General features: G+C 59.3%; 13 protein-coding genes, 1 tRNA gene and 1 pseudogene. All 15 read left to right on the top strand.

Going from position 1 to position 16,964, the window contains the following annotated elements; all coding sequences use genetic code 11:
- Positions 1-299, top strand: a pseudogene (tuf, locus tag OA90_RS26705) (elongation factor Tu); the annotation flags it as partial.
- Positions 300-407: 108 nt separating this feature from the next.
- Positions 408-483: transfer RNA gene (locus OA90_RS26700), tRNA-Trp, on the top strand.
- A 103-nt stretch (positions 484-586) separates the two neighbouring features.
- Positions 587-784 carry a preprotein translocase subunit SecE gene (gene secE, locus OA90_RS26695; RefSeq protein ID WP_068419992.1) on the top strand — a complete coding sequence of 66 codons (198 nt, stop codon included), beginning with the start codon at positions 587-589 and terminating at the stop codon, positions 782-784.
- Positions 785-838: 54 nt separating this feature from the next.
- Entirely contained in the window at positions 839-1,369 is a 531-nt protein-coding gene (nusG, locus tag OA90_RS26690) for a transcription termination/antitermination protein NusG (RefSeq protein WP_068419990.1), read from the top strand.
- Between the two features lie 221 nt (positions 1,370-1,590).
- Positions 1,591-2,019 (top strand): 50S ribosomal protein L11, encoded by a 429-nt coding sequence (gene rplK / locus OA90_RS26685; protein WP_068419988.1) that lies wholly within the window; start codon positions 1,591-1,593, stop codon positions 2,017-2,019.
- Between the two features lie 4 nt (positions 2,020-2,023).
- Positions 2,024-2,722, top strand: a complete 699-nt coding sequence (rplA, locus tag OA90_RS26680) for a 50S ribosomal protein L1 (RefSeq protein WP_068419986.1) — start codon at positions 2,024-2,026, stop codon at positions 2,720-2,722.
- 324 nt (positions 2,723-3,046) lie between these two features.
- Entirely contained in the window at positions 3,047-3,565 is a 519-nt protein-coding gene (gene rplJ, locus OA90_RS26675) for a 50S ribosomal protein L10 (protein ID WP_068419984.1), read from the top strand.
- Between the two features lie 59 nt (positions 3,566-3,624).
- Positions 3,625-4,002 (top strand): 50S ribosomal protein L7/L12, encoded by a 378-nt coding sequence (gene rplL, locus OA90_RS26670; RefSeq protein WP_068419982.1) that lies wholly within the window; start codon positions 3,625-3,627, stop codon positions 4,000-4,002.
- Between the two features lie 289 nt (positions 4,003-4,291).
- Complete coding sequence (gene rpoB, locus OA90_RS26665) at positions 4,292-8,431, top strand: DNA-directed RNA polymerase subunit beta (protein WP_068419979.1); 4,140 nt, start codon at positions 4,292-4,294, stop codon at positions 8,429-8,431.
- Between the two features lie 92 nt (positions 8,432-8,523).
- Positions 8,524-12,723, top strand: coding sequence for a DNA-directed RNA polymerase subunit beta' (gene rpoC / locus OA90_RS26660; RefSeq protein ID WP_068419977.1), 4,200 nt, complete (start codon positions 8,524-8,526; stop codon positions 12,721-12,723).
- A gap of 84 nt (positions 12,724-12,807) precedes the next feature.
- Positions 12,808-13,101: a regulator gene (locus OA90_RS26655; RefSeq protein WP_068419975.1), complete on the top strand. Its 294-nt coding sequence runs from the start codon at positions 12,808-12,810 to the stop codon at positions 13,099-13,101.
- 564 nt (positions 13,102-13,665) lie between these two features.
- The gene (gene rpsL / locus OA90_RS26650; RefSeq protein ID WP_006936459.1) at positions 13,666-14,037 is read left to right on the top strand and encodes a 30S ribosomal protein S12; all 372 of its coding nucleotides are present in this window, start codon (positions 13,666-13,668) and stop codon (positions 14,035-14,037) included.
- Between the two features lie 12 nt (positions 14,038-14,049).
- Positions 14,050-14,520, top strand: coding sequence for a 30S ribosomal protein S7 (rpsG, locus tag OA90_RS26645; protein ID WP_068419973.1), 471 nt, complete (start codon positions 14,050-14,052; stop codon positions 14,518-14,520).
- A gap of 25 nt (positions 14,521-14,545) precedes the next feature.
- Positions 14,546-16,621 (top strand): elongation factor G, encoded by a 2,076-nt coding sequence (gene fusA, locus OA90_RS26640; RefSeq protein WP_068419971.1) that lies wholly within the window; start codon positions 14,546-14,548, stop codon positions 16,619-16,621.
- A gap of 47 nt (positions 16,622-16,668) precedes the next feature.
- Positions 16,669-16,964, top strand: a 296-nt coding sequence (locus tag OA90_RS26635; protein ID WP_244274695.1) for a GTP-binding protein, incomplete at its 3' end; no start/stop codon positions are given.

The raw sequence follows: 16,964 nt of genomic DNA, 5'->3' as shown, positions 1-16,964 counted from the left end.
CGGGTTCTGTTACCCCGCACACGAAGTTCAAGGCAGAAGCCTACATCCTGACGAAGGAAGAGGGCGGCCGTCATACACCGTTCTTCACCAACTACCGTCCGCAGTTCTACTTCCGTACGACGGACGTGACCGGTGTCGTGTCCCTGCCGGAAGGCACGGAAATGGTGATGCCGGGCGACAACGTCTCCGTTGACGTTGAACTGATCGTGCCGATCGCCATGGAAGAAGGCCTGCGCTTCGCTATCCGCGAAGGTGGCCGGACCGTCGGCGCAGGCGTCGTTGCATCCATCGTCGAGTAAGACGAAATCGGCTGCCGGGCTTGTGCCCGGCAGTCTGCCCTCTTAAATGTTGCTGTACGCGGCATCAGGGGGTATCAGGAGCGGGATCGCCATAGGCGGTTCTTTTGCAGGGGTATAGCTCAGCTGGTAGAGCGACGGTCTCCAAAACCGTAGGTCGCGGGTTCGAACCCTGCTGCCCCTGCCAATTTGTTCTTGATTAATCGCCCTCGAGGGCTTAAGAGTTTCCTCGAGTGAGGCGCGCGAAGTAATTTCGCGCGCCCACTCGTATTTAACAGACCGGAACCGGAATGGCGAAGACCAATCCCTTCAAATTTATCCAGGAAGTGCGCTCTGAAACGTCCAAGGTAACTTGGCCGACGCGCCGCGAGACCGCCGTGACCACCGTCATGGTGTTCATCATGGTGATGATCGCCTCGATCTTTTTCCTTGTGGCGGATCAGCTGATGAGCCTGGGAATCGGCTATGTGCTGGGTGTCGGCGGCTAGTTGAAGCCTGCCGCCCGGTCTGAAGACAAAGAACAAGAAACGGAACTGAGATCTATGGCCAAGCGCTGGTACATTGTGCATGCCTATTCCAATTTTGAGAAGAAGGTCGCCGAGTCCATCCGCGAAAAGGCCGTGCAGAAAGGCCTGTCCGATCTTTTTGAGGAAATTCTCGTTCCGATGGAAAAGGTTGTCGAGGTGCGCCGCGGCCGCAAGGTGGACGCCGAGCGCAAGTTCTTCCCGGGCTATGTCCTGGTGAAGATGGACATGACCAACGAAGCCTTTCACCTGATCAAGGACACGCCGAAAGTCACCGGTTTCCTGGGGTCCGACCAGAAGCCGATGCCGATCCCGGAAAAGGAAGCCCTGCGCATCCTGAACCAGGTTCAGGAAGGTGTGGATCGTCCGAAGCCGTCCGTCAGCTTCGAGGTTGGCGAGCAGGTGCGTGTGTCCGACGGGCCGTTCGCCTCTTTCTCTGGCCTGGTCGAGGAAGTCGACGACGAGCGCGCGCGTCTCAAGGTGGCCGTGTCCATCTTCGGCCGTGCAACGCCGGTGGAACTGGAATTCGGTCAGGTCGACAAGCTCTGACTGTTCGCCGTCTTTCCAACGGGCCACGTTCATGTGACGTCATGTGAGCGCGGATTGTTTCGAAGACGGTACAAGTGCCCGCAAGGATTGCCCGCAAGGCGGTTCGGCGGGATGAAACAGGTGGAAGGTTCTGATGCTCTTCGCCGGGCATCGGCAAGGACCGGACCACCAGCTCCCATGCAGACGGATTGCCGTCCGGCTGCGAATGACTGGAGACAGATATGGCGAAGAAAATTGATGGCTTCCTGAAGCTTCAGGTGCCTGCAGGATCCGCGACCCCGTCGCCGCCCATCGGGCCGGCGCTCGGTCAGCGTGGTCTCAACATCATGGAATTCTGCAAGGCGTTCAACGCGCAGACCCAGGATGTCGAGAAGGGTGCTCCGTGCCCGACCGTAATTACCTACTACTCCGACAAGTCCTTCACCTTCGAAGTGAAGACGGCTCCGGTGAGCTTCTTCCTGAAGAAGGCTTCCAAGCTGCAGAAGGGGTCGCAGACCCCTGGCCGCGGCACGGTCGGTTCCGTGACCAGGGCTCAGGTGAAGGAAATCGCCGAAGCCAAGATGAAGGACCTGAACGCCAACAACATCGAAGCTGCGATGCTGATGGTCGAAGGTTCCGCCCGGTCCATGGGCATTGAGGTATCGGAGTAAGATCATGGCGAAAATTGGAAAACGTACCAAGGCCGCTCGTGAAGGCCTCGACCGTAACAAGGAATATTCGCTGAACGAGGCCATTGGCCTCGTGAAGGAACGCTCCAAGACGAAGTTCGACGAAACCGTCGAAATCGCGATCAATCTCGGTGTCGATCCGCGCCATGCCGACCAGATGGTCCGTGGCGTGTGCGTGCTGCCGAACGGCACAGGCAAGAGCGTCCGCGTCGCCGTGTTCGCCCGTGGCGACAAGGCTGACGAAGCCAAGGCCGCTGGCGCCGACATCGTTGGTGCGGAAGAGCTGGTTCAGGAAGTCCAGGGCGGCAAGATCGATTTCGATCGCTGCATCGCGACCCCGGACATGATGCCGCTGGTTGGCCGTCTCGGTAAGGTGCTCGGCCCGCGCGGTCTGATGCCGAACCCGAAAATCGGCACCGTAACCCCGGACGTGACGTCCGCTGTGAACGACGCCAAGGGCGGCGCCGTCCAGTTCCGCGTCGAAAAGGCCGGCATCGTGCATGCAGGCGTCGGCAAGGTGTCGTTCTCCGAAGAGGCGATCACCCAGAACGTCAAGGCTCTGATCGACGCCGTCCAGAAGGCCAAGCCTTCCGGCTCGAAAGGGTCCTACCTGAAGCGCATCGCCGTCTCCTCGACGATGGGCCCGGGCCTGAAAGTCGATCTGGCCAGCATTGCTGGCGAATAATCCGGTTTTTCCGGGTTGAAACCAAGATTTCGGCCGCAAGGCCGGAAAAATCCGGCGGTTCGCCGCCGGGTTGCCCTGTCCGAGACTGCAGGTGCCGGGAAACCGGCTTAAGCCATCAAGGCCTGCATAGATGGGTGAGAGCCGAATTCTCCGCGCATGCGGAAAACCCCGGTTCGAACCAGACCTTGCCGCGCGCCGCACTGGCGTGAAGGTGAGGGGACAGGACCCTGAGCGTCGTCCAGCGAGACGGTTCCGGGTTCGGGACCATCCGCCAGGCGGCAAAGGTAAACCGGCGGCGGTGACGCCGCCAAATGGAGAAGGCAAGTGGAAAGAGCGGAAAAGCACGAGTTCGTGACGTCTCTCAACACCGAGCTGGGTAACACCAGTGTTGTTGTCGTTGCGCACTATGCAGGTCTTTCGGTTGCTCAGATGACCGCATTGCGGGCGTCTGTGCGTGAAGCCGGCGGCACTGTAAAAGTCGCGAAAAACCGCCTTATCAAACTCGCCCTTCAAGGCACTGACCTTGAGCACATCTCCGACCTGTTTCAGGGCCCGACCGTACTCGTCTACTCCGACGATCCGGTAGCCGCTCCGAAAGCAGCCGTCGATTTCGCCAAGGCAAACGAAAAGTTTGCGATTCTTGGCGGTGCTCTTGGTACAACCAACCTGAACCCGGATGGGGTCAAGTCTCTGGCAACCATGCCGTCGCTCGATGAGCTGCGCGCGAAACTGGTTGGCATGATTCAGACCCCGGCATCCCGGATTGCCCAGGTTGTCAACGCACCGGCCGGGCAGCTTGCCCGCGTCTTCGGCGCGTATGCCGCGAAGGATGAGGCCGCGTAAGGCGTCCAAACACACTGTCTGACGTAACCGATATTGGTTCGAACTAAAGGTACTGAAAAATGGCTGATCTTGAAAAGCTCGTAGACGACCTGTCCGCATTGACCGTCATGGAAGCGGCTGAACTGTCCAAGCTTCTGGAAGAAAAGTGGGGCGTTTCCGCCGCTGCTCCGGTTGCTGTCGCTGCTGCTGCCGGTGGTGGCGATGCAGGTGCCGCTGCTGAAGAGAAAACCGAATTTGACGTTGTTCTGACCGCCGCCGGCGACAAGAAAATCAACGTCATCAAGGAAGTCCGTGCAATCACCGGTCTTGGCCTGAAAGAAGCTAAGGAGCTCGTCGAGTCCGCTCCGAAGCCGGTCAAGGAAGCTGTTGGCAAGGACGAAGCTGAAGAGCTGAAGAAGAAGCTCGAAGAAGCCGGTGCTTCTGTAGAGCTGAAGTAATAGAGGCTTTTTGCCTTTCAGGCGGTCCCGGGGGTCCCGGGACCGTTTCTTGCCCCGGCGGGTTCTTCCCGTTTCCGGGGCAAAAGTCCCACTAGGGCATCCTGCGTTCGTGAGGACGCAGAGCAAGATGTTCTGGACCCCTTAGACCGATCAACCGGTCCGACTTGAGGTGATGGCACTTCAAGGCAGGTTGATCCAGGGGGACGGTTTTCCGAAGCGCCCGGGCGCTTGCCCGATTGGATAAGGGGCGTTTCGGGAAGCCGTTACCCGGCCGATACGAGGAGCGACAATGACCCAAACGTTCAACGGTCGCAAAAAGGTCCGTAAATACTACGGATCGATCCGCGATGTCGCGGCAATGCCCAATCTCATCGAGGTTCAAAAAGCATCCTACGACCAGTTCCTGCAGGTCGACGAGATGCCGGGTGGCGGCCGCAAAGTGGAAGGCCTTGAAGCAGTCTTCCAGTCCGTATTCCCGATTTCAGATTTTGCGGGCACCTCCCTTCTGGAATTTGTTTCCTTCGAATTCGAAGCTCCCAAATACGATGTCGATGAGTGCCGTCAGCGCGATATGACTTTCGCCGCGCCGCTGAAGGTCACTCTGCGCCTCATCGTGTTCGACGTCGACGAAGATACCGGTGCCAAGTCCGTCAAAGACATCAAGGAACAGGATGTCTACATGGGCGACATGCCGTTCATGACCGACAACGGCACTTTCATCGTCAACGGTACCGAGCGTGTGATCGTCTCCCAGATGCACCGTTCTCCGGGCGTTTTCTTCGATCATGACAAGGGCAAGACCCATTCGTCCGGCAAGCTGCTGTTCGCCGCCCGCGTGATCCCCTATCGCGGTTCCTGGCTCGACATCGAGTTCGACGCCAAGGACATCGTGCATGCGCGCATCGACCGCCGCCGCAAGATCCCGGTCACATCGCTGCTGATGGCTCTGGGCCTTGACGGCGAGGAAATCCTCAACACTTTCTACGAGCGTGTCGATTATACCCGTCAGAAAGACGGTTCCTGGCGCATGCCGTTCGACGGCAGCCGGCTGAAGGGCACCAAAGCCTCTTACGACCTGATCGACGCCGATAGCGGCGAAGTCGTCGTGGAAGGCGGCCGCAAGATCACCGCGCGGACCATCAAGCAGCTCGACGAAAAGGGTGTCACCGCCCTCAAGGTCACCGACGAGGATCTGCACGCGCAGTATCTCGCCGAGGACATCGTCGACGCGACGAGCGGCGAGATCTTCGCTGAAGCCGGCGCTGAAATCACCGGCAAGCTGCTGGAAGAACTGGTCGAGCGCGGGTATCACGAACTGTCGATGCTAGACATCGACCATGTGAATACCGGCGCCTATATCCGCAACACGCTTGCGGTCGACAAGAACGAGTCCCGCGAAGACGCGCTGTTCGATATCTACCGCGTGATGCGCCCGGGCGAACCGCCCACCATCGACACCGCCGAAGCGATGTTCCAGTCGCTGTTCTTCGACGGAGAGCGCTACGATCTGTCAGCCGTCGGCCGCGTGAAGATGAACATGCGTCTCGATGTGGAGTGCGAGGATACCGTCCGGACACTGCGCAAGGAAGACATCCTGGAAGTCATCCGGGTGCTTCTGCAACTGCGTGACGGCAAGGGCGAGATCGACGACATCGACAACCTCGGCAACCGCCGTGTGCGCTCCGTCGGCGAGCTGATGGAAAATCAGTATCGCGTCGGCCTTCTGCGCATGGAACGTGCGATCAAGGAGCGGATGAGCTCCGTCGAGATCGACACCGTGATGCCGCAGGACCTGATCAATGCGAAGCCGGCGGCCGCCGCCGTGCGTGAGTTCTTCGGCTCTTCGCAGCTGTCGCAGTTCATGGATCAGACCAATCCTTTGTCGGAAGTCACCCACAAGCGCCGTCTTTCGGCGCTCGGGCCGGGCGGTCTGACCCGTGAACGCGCAGGCTTCGAAGTTCGTGACGTTCACCCGACGCACTACGGTCGTATCTGCCCGATCGAGACCCCGGAAGGTCCGAACATCGGTCTGATCAACTCGCTCGCGACCTTTGCCCGTGTGAACAAATACGGCTTTATCGAAAGCCCGTACCGCAAGGTCAAGGACGCCGCCGTAACCAACGAAGTCGTCTATCTGTCCGCGATGGAGGAAGCCAAGCACTATGTGGCTCAGTCCAACGCGGTCTATGACGACGATGGCAAGTTCACGGAAGAACTGATCACCTGCCGTCACGCCGGTGAAAACATGATGGTTCCGTCCGACAAGGTCGACCTCATGGACGTGTCGCCGAAACAGCTCGTCTCGGTCGCAGCCGCGCTCATTCCGTTCCTGGAGAACGATGACGCGAACCGCGCGCTGATGGGCTCGAACATGCAGCGTCAGGCCGTGCCTCTGGTGCGCGCCGAAGCGCCGTTTGTCGGCACCGGCATGGAGCCGATCGTGGCACGCGATTCCGGCGCCGCCATCGGCGCCCGGCGTGCGGGCGTGGTCGATCAGGTGGATGCCACCCGTATCGTTATCCGCGCGACGGAAGACCTCGACCCGGGCAAGTCCGGTGTCGATATCTACCGTCTGCAGAAGTTCCAGCGGTCCAACCAGAACACCTGCATCAACCAGCGTCCGCTGGTGCGTGTGGGCGACAGGATCAACAAGGGCGATATCATCGCGGACGGTCCGTCGACCGACCTCGGCGATCTGGCGCTCGGCAAGAACGTGCTCGTCGCGTTCATGCCGTGGAACGGCTACAACTTCGAGGATTCCATCCTCCTGTCCGAACGGATCGTTTCCGACGACGTGTTCACGTCCATCCATCTTGAAGAATTCGAGGTGATGGCCCGTGACACCAAGCTTGGACCTGAGGAAATCACCCGCGACATTCCGAACGTATCGGAAGAAGCGCTGAAGAACCTCGACGAAGCCGGCATCGTCTATATCGGCGCCGAACTTCATCCTGGCGACATCCTTGTCGGCAAGATCACACCGAAGGGCGAAAGCCCGATGACGCCGGAAGAAAAGCTTCTGCGCGCCATCTTCGGTGAAAAGGCCTCCGATGTCCGCGACACCTCCCTGCGCCTGCCGCCGGGCGTTTCCGGCACGGTCGTCGAAGTGCGCGTCTTCAACCGCCACGGCGTTGAAAAAGACGAGCGCGCCATGGCAATCGAGCGCGAGGAAATCGAGCGTCTTGCGAAGGACCGCGACGATGAACAGGCGATCCTTGACCGCAACGTCTACGGCCGTCTGGCCGAGATGCTGATGGGCAAGTCCGCCATTGCCGGCCCCAAGGGCTTCAAGAAGGACACCGAACTGACCGGGGACGTTCTCAACGACTTCCCGCGCTCGCAGTGGTGGCAGTTTGCCTGCGACGACGAGAAGTTCATGTCCGAGATCGAAGCCCTGCGCGGTCAGTATGACGACAGCCGCAAGCGCCTCGAGCAGCGCTTCATCGACAAGGTCGAGAAGCTGCAGCGCGGAGACGAATTGCCGCCGGGCGTCATGAAGATGGTCAAGGTCTTCGTTGCGGTGAAGCGCAAGCTTCAGCCGGGCGACAAGATGGCCGGCCGTCACGGCAACAAGGGCGTGGTGTCCAAGATCAACCCGTGCGAAGACATGCCGTTCCTAGCGGACGGAACCCATGTCGACATCGTGCTGAACCCGCTTGGCGTTCCCTCGCGCATGAACGTCGGTCAGATCCTGGAGACCCATCTGGGCTGGGCCTGCCGCGGCATGGGCAACCGGATCGGTGAACTCTACGAAGAGTACAGGAAGTCCGGCGAGATCAACGAGCTGCGCGGCAAGATCGTCGAGATCTATGGTGACAACCTCAAGGGCGACCCCGTTCAGGAATATGATGACGAGAGCATCGTGCGCCTGGCGGATCAGCTGAAGAAGGGCGTTTCAATCGCGACGCCGGTCTTCGATGGTGCCCGTGAGCCGGACGTGGTCGATGCGCTCAACACCGCCGGCTACGATCAGAGCGGACAGTCCGTCCTCTATGATGGCCGGACCGGTGAGGAATTCGACCGCAAGGTGACCGTGGGCTACATCTACATGCTGAAGCTCCACCACCTGGTTGATGACAAGATCCATGCCCGTTCGATCGGCCCGTACTCGCTCGTTACCCAGCAGCCGCTGGGTGGTAAGGCGCAGTTCGGCGGACAGCGCTTCGGGGAAATGGAAGTCTGGGCTCTTGAAGCTTACGGTGCAGCCTACACGCTGCAGGAAATGCTCACGGTCAAGTCGGATGACGTTGCCGGCCGTACGAAGGTCTACGAGGCCATCGTTCGCGGCGACGACACATTCGAGGCGGGCATTCCGGAAAGCTTCAACGTGCTCGTGAAGGAAATGCGGTCGCTGGGTCTCAACGTTGAACTTCAACGCAATGACAAGCCCATGATTGCCGGGGAAGAAACTGCAGACGCGGCAGAGTAACCCCGGCAACGGACCCCGAATGACTTGGTATGCCGGTGACGGGGAGGGGCAACAACGCCCGCTTCCCGGCCGTGCATCGAAGGAGATGGACCATGAATCATGAGGTCATGAACCTGTTCAATCAGCAGGCTCCCGCACAGACCTTCGACAATATCCGGATTTCGCTCGCGAGCCCGGAGAAGATTTTGTCATGGTCTTTCGGCGAAATCAAAAAGCCGGAGACCATCAACTACCGTACGTTCAAGCCTGAGCGCGACGGCCTGTTCTGCGCACGCATCTTTGGTCCGATCAAGGACTACGAGTGCCTGTGCGGCAAATACAAGCGCATGAAATACAAGGGCGTCATCTGCGAGAAGTGTGGCGTCGAAGTCACCCTGTCGCGGGTTCGCCGCGAGCGTATGGGCCATATCGAGCTGGCCGCACCGGTGGCTCACATCTGGTTCCTGAAGTCGCTGCCGAGCCGCATCGGCCTGCTGCTCGACATGACGCTGAAGGATCTTGAGCGGGTTCTCTACTTCGAGAACTACGTGGTTCTCGAGCCGGGCCTGACGCCGCTCAAGCAGCACCAGCTGCTGTCGGAAGAAGACTTCGCCAACGCTCAGGAAGAGTATGGCGAGGATGCCTTCACGGCAATGATCGGCGCAGAAGCGATCCGCGAGATCCTGATGAGCATGGATCTGGAGCGCGAGAGCGAGAAGCTGCGTCAGGAAATCGCCGAGGCGACCACCGAGCTGAAGCCGAAGAAGCTGGCCAAGCGTCTGAAGGTCATCGAAGCCTTCATGGAATCGGGCAACCGCCCGGAGTGGATGATCATGACCGTTGTCCCGGTCATTCCGCCGGACCTGCGTCCGCTGGTTCCGCTGGACGGCGGCCGGTTCGCGACTTCGGATCTGAACGATCTGTACCGCCGCGTGATCAACCGGAACAACCGTCTGCGCCGTCTGATGGAACTGCGTGCTCCGGACATCATCATCCGGAACGAAAAACGCATGCTGCAGGAATCCGTTGACGCCCTGTTCGACAATGGCCGCCGCGGCCGTGTCATCACGGGTGCCAACAAGCGTCCGCTGAAGTCGCTGTCCGACATGCTGAAAGGCAAGCAGGGCCGCTTCCGTCAGAACCTGCTCGGCAAGCGCGTCGACTATTCCGGCCGTTCGGTGATCACCGTGGGTCCGGAACTGAAGCTGCATCAGTGCGGACTGCCGAAGAAGATGGCGCTCGAGCTGTTCAAGCCGTTCATCTATTCGCGTCTCGACGCCAAGGGCTTCTCCTCGACGGTGAAGCAGGCCAAGAAATTGGTGGAAAAGGAACGCCCCGAGGTCTGGGATATCCTGGACGAGGTGATCCGCGAGCACCCGGTTCTGCTGAACCGCGCTCCGACCCTGCACCGTCTTGGCATTCAGGCGTTCGAACCGACGCTGATCGAAGGCAAGGCTATCCAGCTGCACCCGCTCGTGTGTTCGGCGTTCAACGCCGACTTCGACGGCGACCAGATGGCCGTTCACGTGCCGCTTTCGCTGGAAGCCCAGCTGGAAGCGCGGACCTTGATGATGTCCACCAACAACATTCTGCACCCGGCGAACGGTGGTCCGATCATCGTGCCGTCGCAGGATATTGTTCTCGGTCTCTACTACCTCTCCATCATGGCAGAGGGCGAGCCGGGTGAAGGCATGGCCTTCGGCGACATCGGCGAGATCCACCACGCGCTGGCCAACAAGGTCATCACGCTGCACACCAAGATCAGGGGCCGGTACAAGAACATCGATGCGGAAGGCAATCCGACTTCCGATATCATCGAGACCACACCGGGCCGCATGCTGATCGCGGAACTTCTGCCCAATCATCACGAAGTGCCCTTCGACGTCTGCAACAAGCTGATGACGAAGAAGGACATCTCCAAGATGATCGACACGGTTTACCGTGCCTGCGGTCAGAAAGAGACGGTCATCTTCTGTGACCGGATCATGCAGCTCGGCTTCAGGAACGCTTGTAAGGCAGGCATTTCCTTCGGCATGGACGACATGGTCATTCCGGACACCAAGATAAAGCTGGTTGCCGAAACGACCGCTCTCGCCACCGAATACGAGCAGCAGTACAACGACGGCCTGATCACCCAGGGCGAGAAGTATAACAAGGTGGTCGATGCCTGGGCGAAATGCACAGACAAGATCGCCGACGAGATGATGGCCCGCATCAAGGCGGTCCAGATCGATGAAGAGACCGGACGCCAGAAGCCGATGAACTCGGTTTACATGATGTCCCACTCCGGTGCCCGTGGTTCGCCCCAGCAGATGAAGCAGCTGGCCGGCATGCGCGGCCTGATGGCCAAGCCGGACGGTTCCATCATCGAGAACCCGATCATCTCGAACTTCAAGGAAGGCCTGTCGGTTCTGGAGTACTTCAACTCCACCCACGGTGCCCGTAAGGGTCTGGCCGACACGGCACTGAAGACCGCGAACTCGGGTTACCTGACCCGCCGTCTGGTGGATGTCGCGCAGGATTCGATCATCCTGGAGCCGGATTGCGGTTCCGAGCGTGGCATCACCGTTGCACCGATCGTCGATGCCGGTAACGTCATCGCCACACTCGGTATGCGCGTTCTCGGCCGTACGACCGCCGAGGACGTCTTCAACAACCTGACCGGCGAGCTGCTTGTTCCAAAGGGCAAGCTGATCGACGAAAAGGATGTTGACGCGGTCGAGGCCGCCAAGGTTCAGCAGATCAAGATCCGTTCGGTTCTGACCTGTGAAACCGAAACAGGCGTGTGCGGGACCTGCTACGGCCGTGACCTTGCCCGCGGTACTCCGGTCAACCTCGGTGAAGCTGTCGGTGTTATCGCCGCGCAGTCCATCGGTGAGCCGGGCACCCAGCTGACGATGCGGACGTTCCACATCGGCGGCACGGCGCAGGTTGTCGACAGCTCGTTCATCGAGTCCAACGTCGATGGTACCATCAAGATCCGTAACCGGTCTGTTCAGCGTGATTCCGACGGCAACCTGATTGCCATGGTCCGCAACATGTCCATCGTTGTCATCGACAGCGACGGCAATGAGCGTGCCGTGCATCGTGTTGCCTACGGTTCCAGGCTGCATGTGGACGAGGGCGATGCGGTCAAACGCGGCCAGCGGATCGCTGAATGGGATCCGTATACACGGCCGATGCTTGCGGAAGTCGACGGTATCGTGGACTTCGAGGATCTGGTTGACGGTTCATCCGTTCAGGAAACGGCCGACGAGGCGACAGGCATCACCAAGCGTGTTGTCATCGACTGGCGGTCTTCCCAGCGCGGTGCGGATCTGAAACCGGCCATCGTCGTCAAGAACGACAAGGGCGAGATCTCGAAAAACCAGCGTGGTTCCGATGCCCGCCTGATGCTTTCCGTGGATGCGATCCTGTCCGTCCAGCCCGGCGCAAGCGTCAAGGCCGGTGACGTTCTGGCCCGTATTCCGCTGGAAAGCGCCAAGACCAAGGACATCACCGGTGGTCTGCCGCGTGTCGCGGAATTGTTCGAGGCCCGTCGTCCGAAGGATCACGCGATCATTGCCGAAATCGACGGCACGATCCGCTTCGGCCGCGACTACAAGAACAAGCGCCGGGTCATCATCGATCCGTCCGAGGAAGGGGCAGAGCCCGTCGAATACCTCATCCCGAAAGGCAAGCATTTCCATCTGCAGGAAGGCGATGCCATTGAAAAGGGTGAGTACATTCTCGACGGGAACCCGGCTCCGCACGACATCCTTGCCGTTAAAGGCGTGGAGGCGCTTGCCGCCTATCTCGTCAACGAGATCCAGGAAGTCTACCGGTTGCAGGGCGTGACGATCAACGACAAGCACATCGAGGTGATTGTCCGTCAGATGCTGCAGAAGATCGAGATTACCGATCCGGGCGATACGGAGTTCTTCTCCGGCGAACAGGTCGACAAGCTCGATTTCGAGGATGCCAACCGCCGCGCCGTCGACAAGGCTCGCGACCCGGCTAAGGGATCTCCGGTTCTTCTCGGGATCACCAAGGCATCCCTGCAGACCCGGTCCTTCTTCTCCGCCGCCTCCTTCCAGGAGACGACCCGTGTTCTTACCGACGCGGCTGTCAACGGCAAGACCGACCCGCTTGTCGGCCTGAAGGAGAACGTCATCGTGGGCCGTCTGATCCCGGCCGGTACCGGTGGGGTGATGAAGCGGATCCGCAAGATTGCGGCGCATCGCGACGACCTGATTCAGGAAGCGCAGCGTCAACAGTCTTCGGAGAGTGCCGCGGAAGGTCTTCTGGAAGACATGACCGGCGCCGCCGAATAACCGGAGACGCGACGACCGACCCGATAAAAAAGGCCGCCTCCGGGCGGCCTTTCTTGTATAAAGCGTAAAAAAGAGACCTGACACATGAATGACAACGACGTGGAAATGGAGCCGGTGGTCTACATCGTGATCGGCAGGGTCTGGGAGAAGGAGGAAGCTTCTCCGGACGACGCCATCACGATCCATGCTCTGCTGACCGCCGCGGATGAAGACGATGCCGTGCGCAAGACACTGGAATCGCTGTCCACCCAGGGCTTTGCCGAAGCCGAACTCGACCAGATCGGGGTTATGGACGGTGAACCGGACGACGCTGTCTATGAGGGCGCCTATCAGGATGCACTTTCCGGCAACGTCGCGATCGTGACTTTCACCGCCTGAGCGTATGTCGCGGCTGACCTGGCGCGAAGGGCGAGTCGACGTGCGCGCAAACCGCATGGCAGCCCTGCCGCGGACGGGCAGGCGATTCCTGCCCGGCAGGCGTCTGGCGCGGCTCGGAAAATCCGGCGGCGAAAGAATATTACAAAACATCCGCCACAACGTTGCGATAAATTGGGCTAAGGGGCGGAAATCATGTCGAAAACAGGGCGCCCGGGTTCCCTTCGCGGGAAATGCGGTTTTTTCGATAAATCACTTGACGCAATGGGTGCATATGAGTAGTTTCCGCGCATCCCAAGGGCAGGCGGTAAGAGTGAACCGTCCAGCGCGATCTTAAGCGCAGGACCCAATCCTTTTAAACGCTGCCGGGTTACATAGGCGAATACGCGTCGATTGCATGACCGCGAGGCAACTCGTGGTCCTCTGGTTTTTCGCAGCGCCGGCCGCTCTCAGGAGCGTGCGGGCGCGATTCTGCATGTCTTGAAGGGTTTTCCTTTCAGGGCGTTGGGTCAGCGGGGGACTGCAGTTGCATACGAATTTTTGGATGGACAAGGTAAAGGGCAAAGAATGCCGACCATCAACCAGCTGATCCGCAAGCCGCGGAAAGATCCGCCCAAGCGGAACAAGGTGCCGGCCATGGAGGCCTGCCCCCAGAAGCGTGGTGTTTGCACCCGCGTCTACACGACGACTCCGAAGAAGCCGAACTCGGCTCTGCGTAAGGTGGCAAAGATCCGCCTGACCAACGGGTTCGAGGTCATCGGATACATCCCGGGTGAAGGTCACAACCTTCAGGAACACTCGGTGGTGATGATCCGCGGCGGCCGCGTGAAGGATTTGCCCGGTGTGCGCTACCACATCATCCGTGGTGTGCTCGATACACAGGGTGTCAAGGATCGTAAGCAGCGCCGTTCGAAATACGGCGCGAAGCGGCCGAAGTAAGGAGCACACAAGATGTCCCGTCGTCACCGCGCTGAAAAACGCGAAATCAACCCGGATCCGAAATTCGGGGATGTTGTCGTCACCAAGTTCATGAACTCGATCATGTACGACGGCAAGAAATCCGCCGCCGAGCGCATCGTCTACGGTGCCTTCGACGTCGTCGAGAACAAGGCGCGCGAGAACCCGATCGAGGTGTTTCATGCGGCTCTTGAGAACGTCATGCCGCAAGTGGAAGTCCGCTCCCGCCGTGTTGGTGGTGCAACCTACCAGGTGCCGGTTGAGGTTCGTACTGAGCGTCGTCAGGCGCTGGCAATCCGCTGGTTGATCACAGCTGCGCGCAACCGGAACGAAACCACGATGGTTGATCGCCTGTCCGGCGAGCTGCTCGATGCGGCCAACAACCGTGGTACCGCAGTCAAGAAGCGCGAAGACACGCACCGGATGGCCGATGCCAACCGCGCGTTCTCGCACTATCGCTGGTAATTTGTGACTTCGAAGGGCTGACGCTATGGCGCGCACGCATAAAATCGAGGACTACCGCAACTTCGGCATCATGGCTCACATCGATGCGGGCAAGACGACCACGACCGAGCGGATCCTTTACTACACTGGCAAGAGCCACAAGATCGGTGAAGTCCATGACGGCGCGGCCACCATGGACTGGATGGAGCAGGAGCAGGAGCGTGGCATCACGATCACCTCTGCTGCGACTACCGCTTTCTGGAAAGAAAAGCGTCTGAACATCATCGACACCCCGGGTCACGTCGACTTCACCATTGAAGTTGAACGTTCTCTGCGTGTGCTCGACGGTGCTGTCGCTCTTCTGGACGCCAACGCCGGTGTCGAACCGCAGACCGAGACTGTCTGGCGTCAGGCCGACAAGTATCACGTTCCGCGGATGATCTTCGTCAACAAGATGGACAAGCTGGGCGCCGACTTCGATCGTTGCGTCAAGATGATCAAGGAACGCCTGGGCGCGACTCCGCTGGTCATGCAGATCCCGGTTGGTGCGGAAAACGAATTTGCCGGTCTTGTCGACCTGCTGGAAATGAAGGCGCTCATCTGGCAGTCCGAAAATCTCGGTGCCGCATGGGATGTCGTCGATATTCCTGCCGATCTGGTCGACCGTGCTCAGGAAGCGCGCGAAACCCTGATCGAAACCGTTGTCGAGATCGACGAAGCTGCCACGGAAGCTTACCTGGAAGGCGAGGAGCCCTCCAACGAGACGATCAAGAAGTTGATCCGCAAAGGCACGATCAACAACGAGTTCGTTCCGATCTTCTGCGGTTCCGCCTTCAAGAACAAGGGTGTTCAGCCGCTTCTCGACGCTGTCGTCGATTATCTGCCGAGCCCGATCGAAGTTCCGGCGATCAAGGGTATTGACCCGTCGAACGAAGCTGAGATCGAGCGCAAGGCTTCCGATGATGAGCCTCTCGGTCTCCTGGCTTTCAAGATCGCCAACGATCCGTTCGTCGGCTCTCTGACGTTCTGCCGCATCTATTCCGGTGTACTGAACAAGGGCGTATCCCTGCTTAACACCGTGAAAGACAAGCGCGAGCGTGTCGGCCGGATGATGCAGATGCACTCCAACTCCCGGGAAGACATCGATATTGCCTATGCAGGCGACATCGTTGCCATCGCGGGTCTGAAGGACACGACGACAGGCGACACACTGTGTGATGCGCTGAAGCCGGTGATCCTGGAGCGTATGGAATTCCCCGAGCCGGTCATCGAGATCGCCGTCGAGCCGAAGACCAAGAGCGACCAGGAAAAGATGGGCCTCGCCCTGAACCGCCTGGCTGCCGAGGATCCGTCCTTCCGCGTGAAGACAGATGAAGAATCCGGTCAGACCATCATCGCCGGTATGGGCGAGCTGCATCTGGACATCATCGTCGACCGCATGAAGCGCGAGTTCAAGGTCGAGGCGAACATCGGTGCGCCTCAGGTGGCCTACCGTGAAACCATCACCAAGGTTGCGGAAGTGGATTACACCCACAAGAAGCAGTCTGGTGGTTCCGGTCAGTTCGCGCGCATCAAGCTCACCATTGAGCCGGCGGAAGCAAACGAAGGCTTTGTCTTCGAGAGCAAGATTGTCGGCGGTAACGTTCCGAAGGAATACATTCCGGGCGTTTCCAAAGGTATCGAAAGCGTCATGTCCTCCGGTCCGATTGCCGGGTTCCCGATGCTCGATATCAAGGCGACACTGACTGACGGTGCATATCACGACGTTGACTCGTCCGTTCTTGCCTTTGAAATCGCCGGCCGTGCCGGTTTCCGCGAAGGCATCCAGAAGGCCGGCCCGAAACTTCTCGAGCCGATCATGAAGGTCGAGGTTGTCACCCCTGAAGACTACATGGGTGACGTGATTGGCGACTTGAATTCCCGCCGTGGTCAGATTGCCGGCACCGAAAATCGTGGTGTTGTCACGGTCATCACCGCCATGGTTCCGCTGGCCAACATGTTTGGTTACGTGAACAACCTGCGTTCCATGTCTCAGGGCCGCGCGCAGTATTCGATGGTGTTCGATCACTACGAGCAGGTGCCGCAGGCCGTCGCCGAAGAGGTTCAGGCGAAGTACGCCTGACCTTAACCTCTTGTAGTCATTAAGAAATAGAGAAACGGAGTAATCCGATGGCGAAAGAAAAATTTGAGCGCACGAAGCCGCACGTTAACATTGGCACGATTGGCCATGTTGACCACGGCAAGACGACGCTGACAGCTGCAATCACGATGACGCTGGCTGAGGCCGGTGGTGCGACAGCAAAAGCTTATGACGAGATCGACGGCGCGCCTGAAGAAAAGGCCCGCGGCATCACGATCTCCACGGCTCACGTCGAGTATGAGACGGAAAACCGTCACTACGCGCACGTTGATTGCCCGGGTCACGCCGATTATGTGAAGAACATGATCACCGGCGCGGCGCAGAT

Origin of the sequence: Labrenzia sp. OB1 (assembly GCF_001624695.1) — a bacterium.
GTDB lineage: Bacteria > Pseudomonadota > Alphaproteobacteria > Rhizobiales > Stappiaceae > Roseibium.
The sequence above is the reverse complement of the archived record's forward strand: the minus strand, read 5'-3'. Positions and strand labels throughout refer to the sequence as shown.

Coding starts and splice junctions, on each gene's coding strand:
- secE (WP_068419992.1), top strand. CDS start 587: ATGGCGAAGACCAATCCCTTCAAATTTATCCAGGAAGTGCGCTCTGAA.
- nusG (WP_068419990.1), top strand. CDS start 839: ATGGCCAAGCGCTGGTACATTGTGCATGCCTATTCCAATTTTGAGAAG.
- rplK (WP_068419988.1), top strand. CDS start 1,591: ATGGCGAAGAAAATTGATGGCTTCCTGAAGCTTCAGGTGCCTGCAGGA.
- rplA (WP_068419986.1), top strand. CDS start 2,024: ATGGCGAAAATTGGAAAACGTACCAAGGCCGCTCGTGAAGGCCTCGAC.
- rplL (WP_068419982.1), top strand. CDS start 3,625: ATGGCTGATCTTGAAAAGCTCGTAGACGACCTGTCCGCATTGACCGTC.
- rpoB (WP_068419979.1), top strand. CDS start 4,292: ATGACCCAAACGTTCAACGGTCGCAAAAAGGTCCGTAAATACTACGGA.
- rpoC (WP_068419977.1), top strand. CDS start 8,524: ATGAATCATGAGGTCATGAACCTGTTCAATCAGCAGGCTCCCGCACAG.
- OA90_RS26655 (WP_068419975.1), top strand. CDS start 12,808: ATGAATGACAACGACGTGGAAATGGAGCCGGTGGTCTACATCGTGATC.
- rpsL (WP_006936459.1), top strand. CDS start 13,666: ATGCCGACCATCAACCAGCTGATCCGCAAGCCGCGGAAAGATCCGCCC.
- rpsG (WP_068419973.1), top strand. CDS start 14,050: ATGTCCCGTCGTCACCGCGCTGAAAAACGCGAAATCAACCCGGATCCG.
- fusA (WP_068419971.1), top strand. CDS start 14,546: ATGGCGCGCACGCATAAAATCGAGGACTACCGCAACTTCGGCATCATG.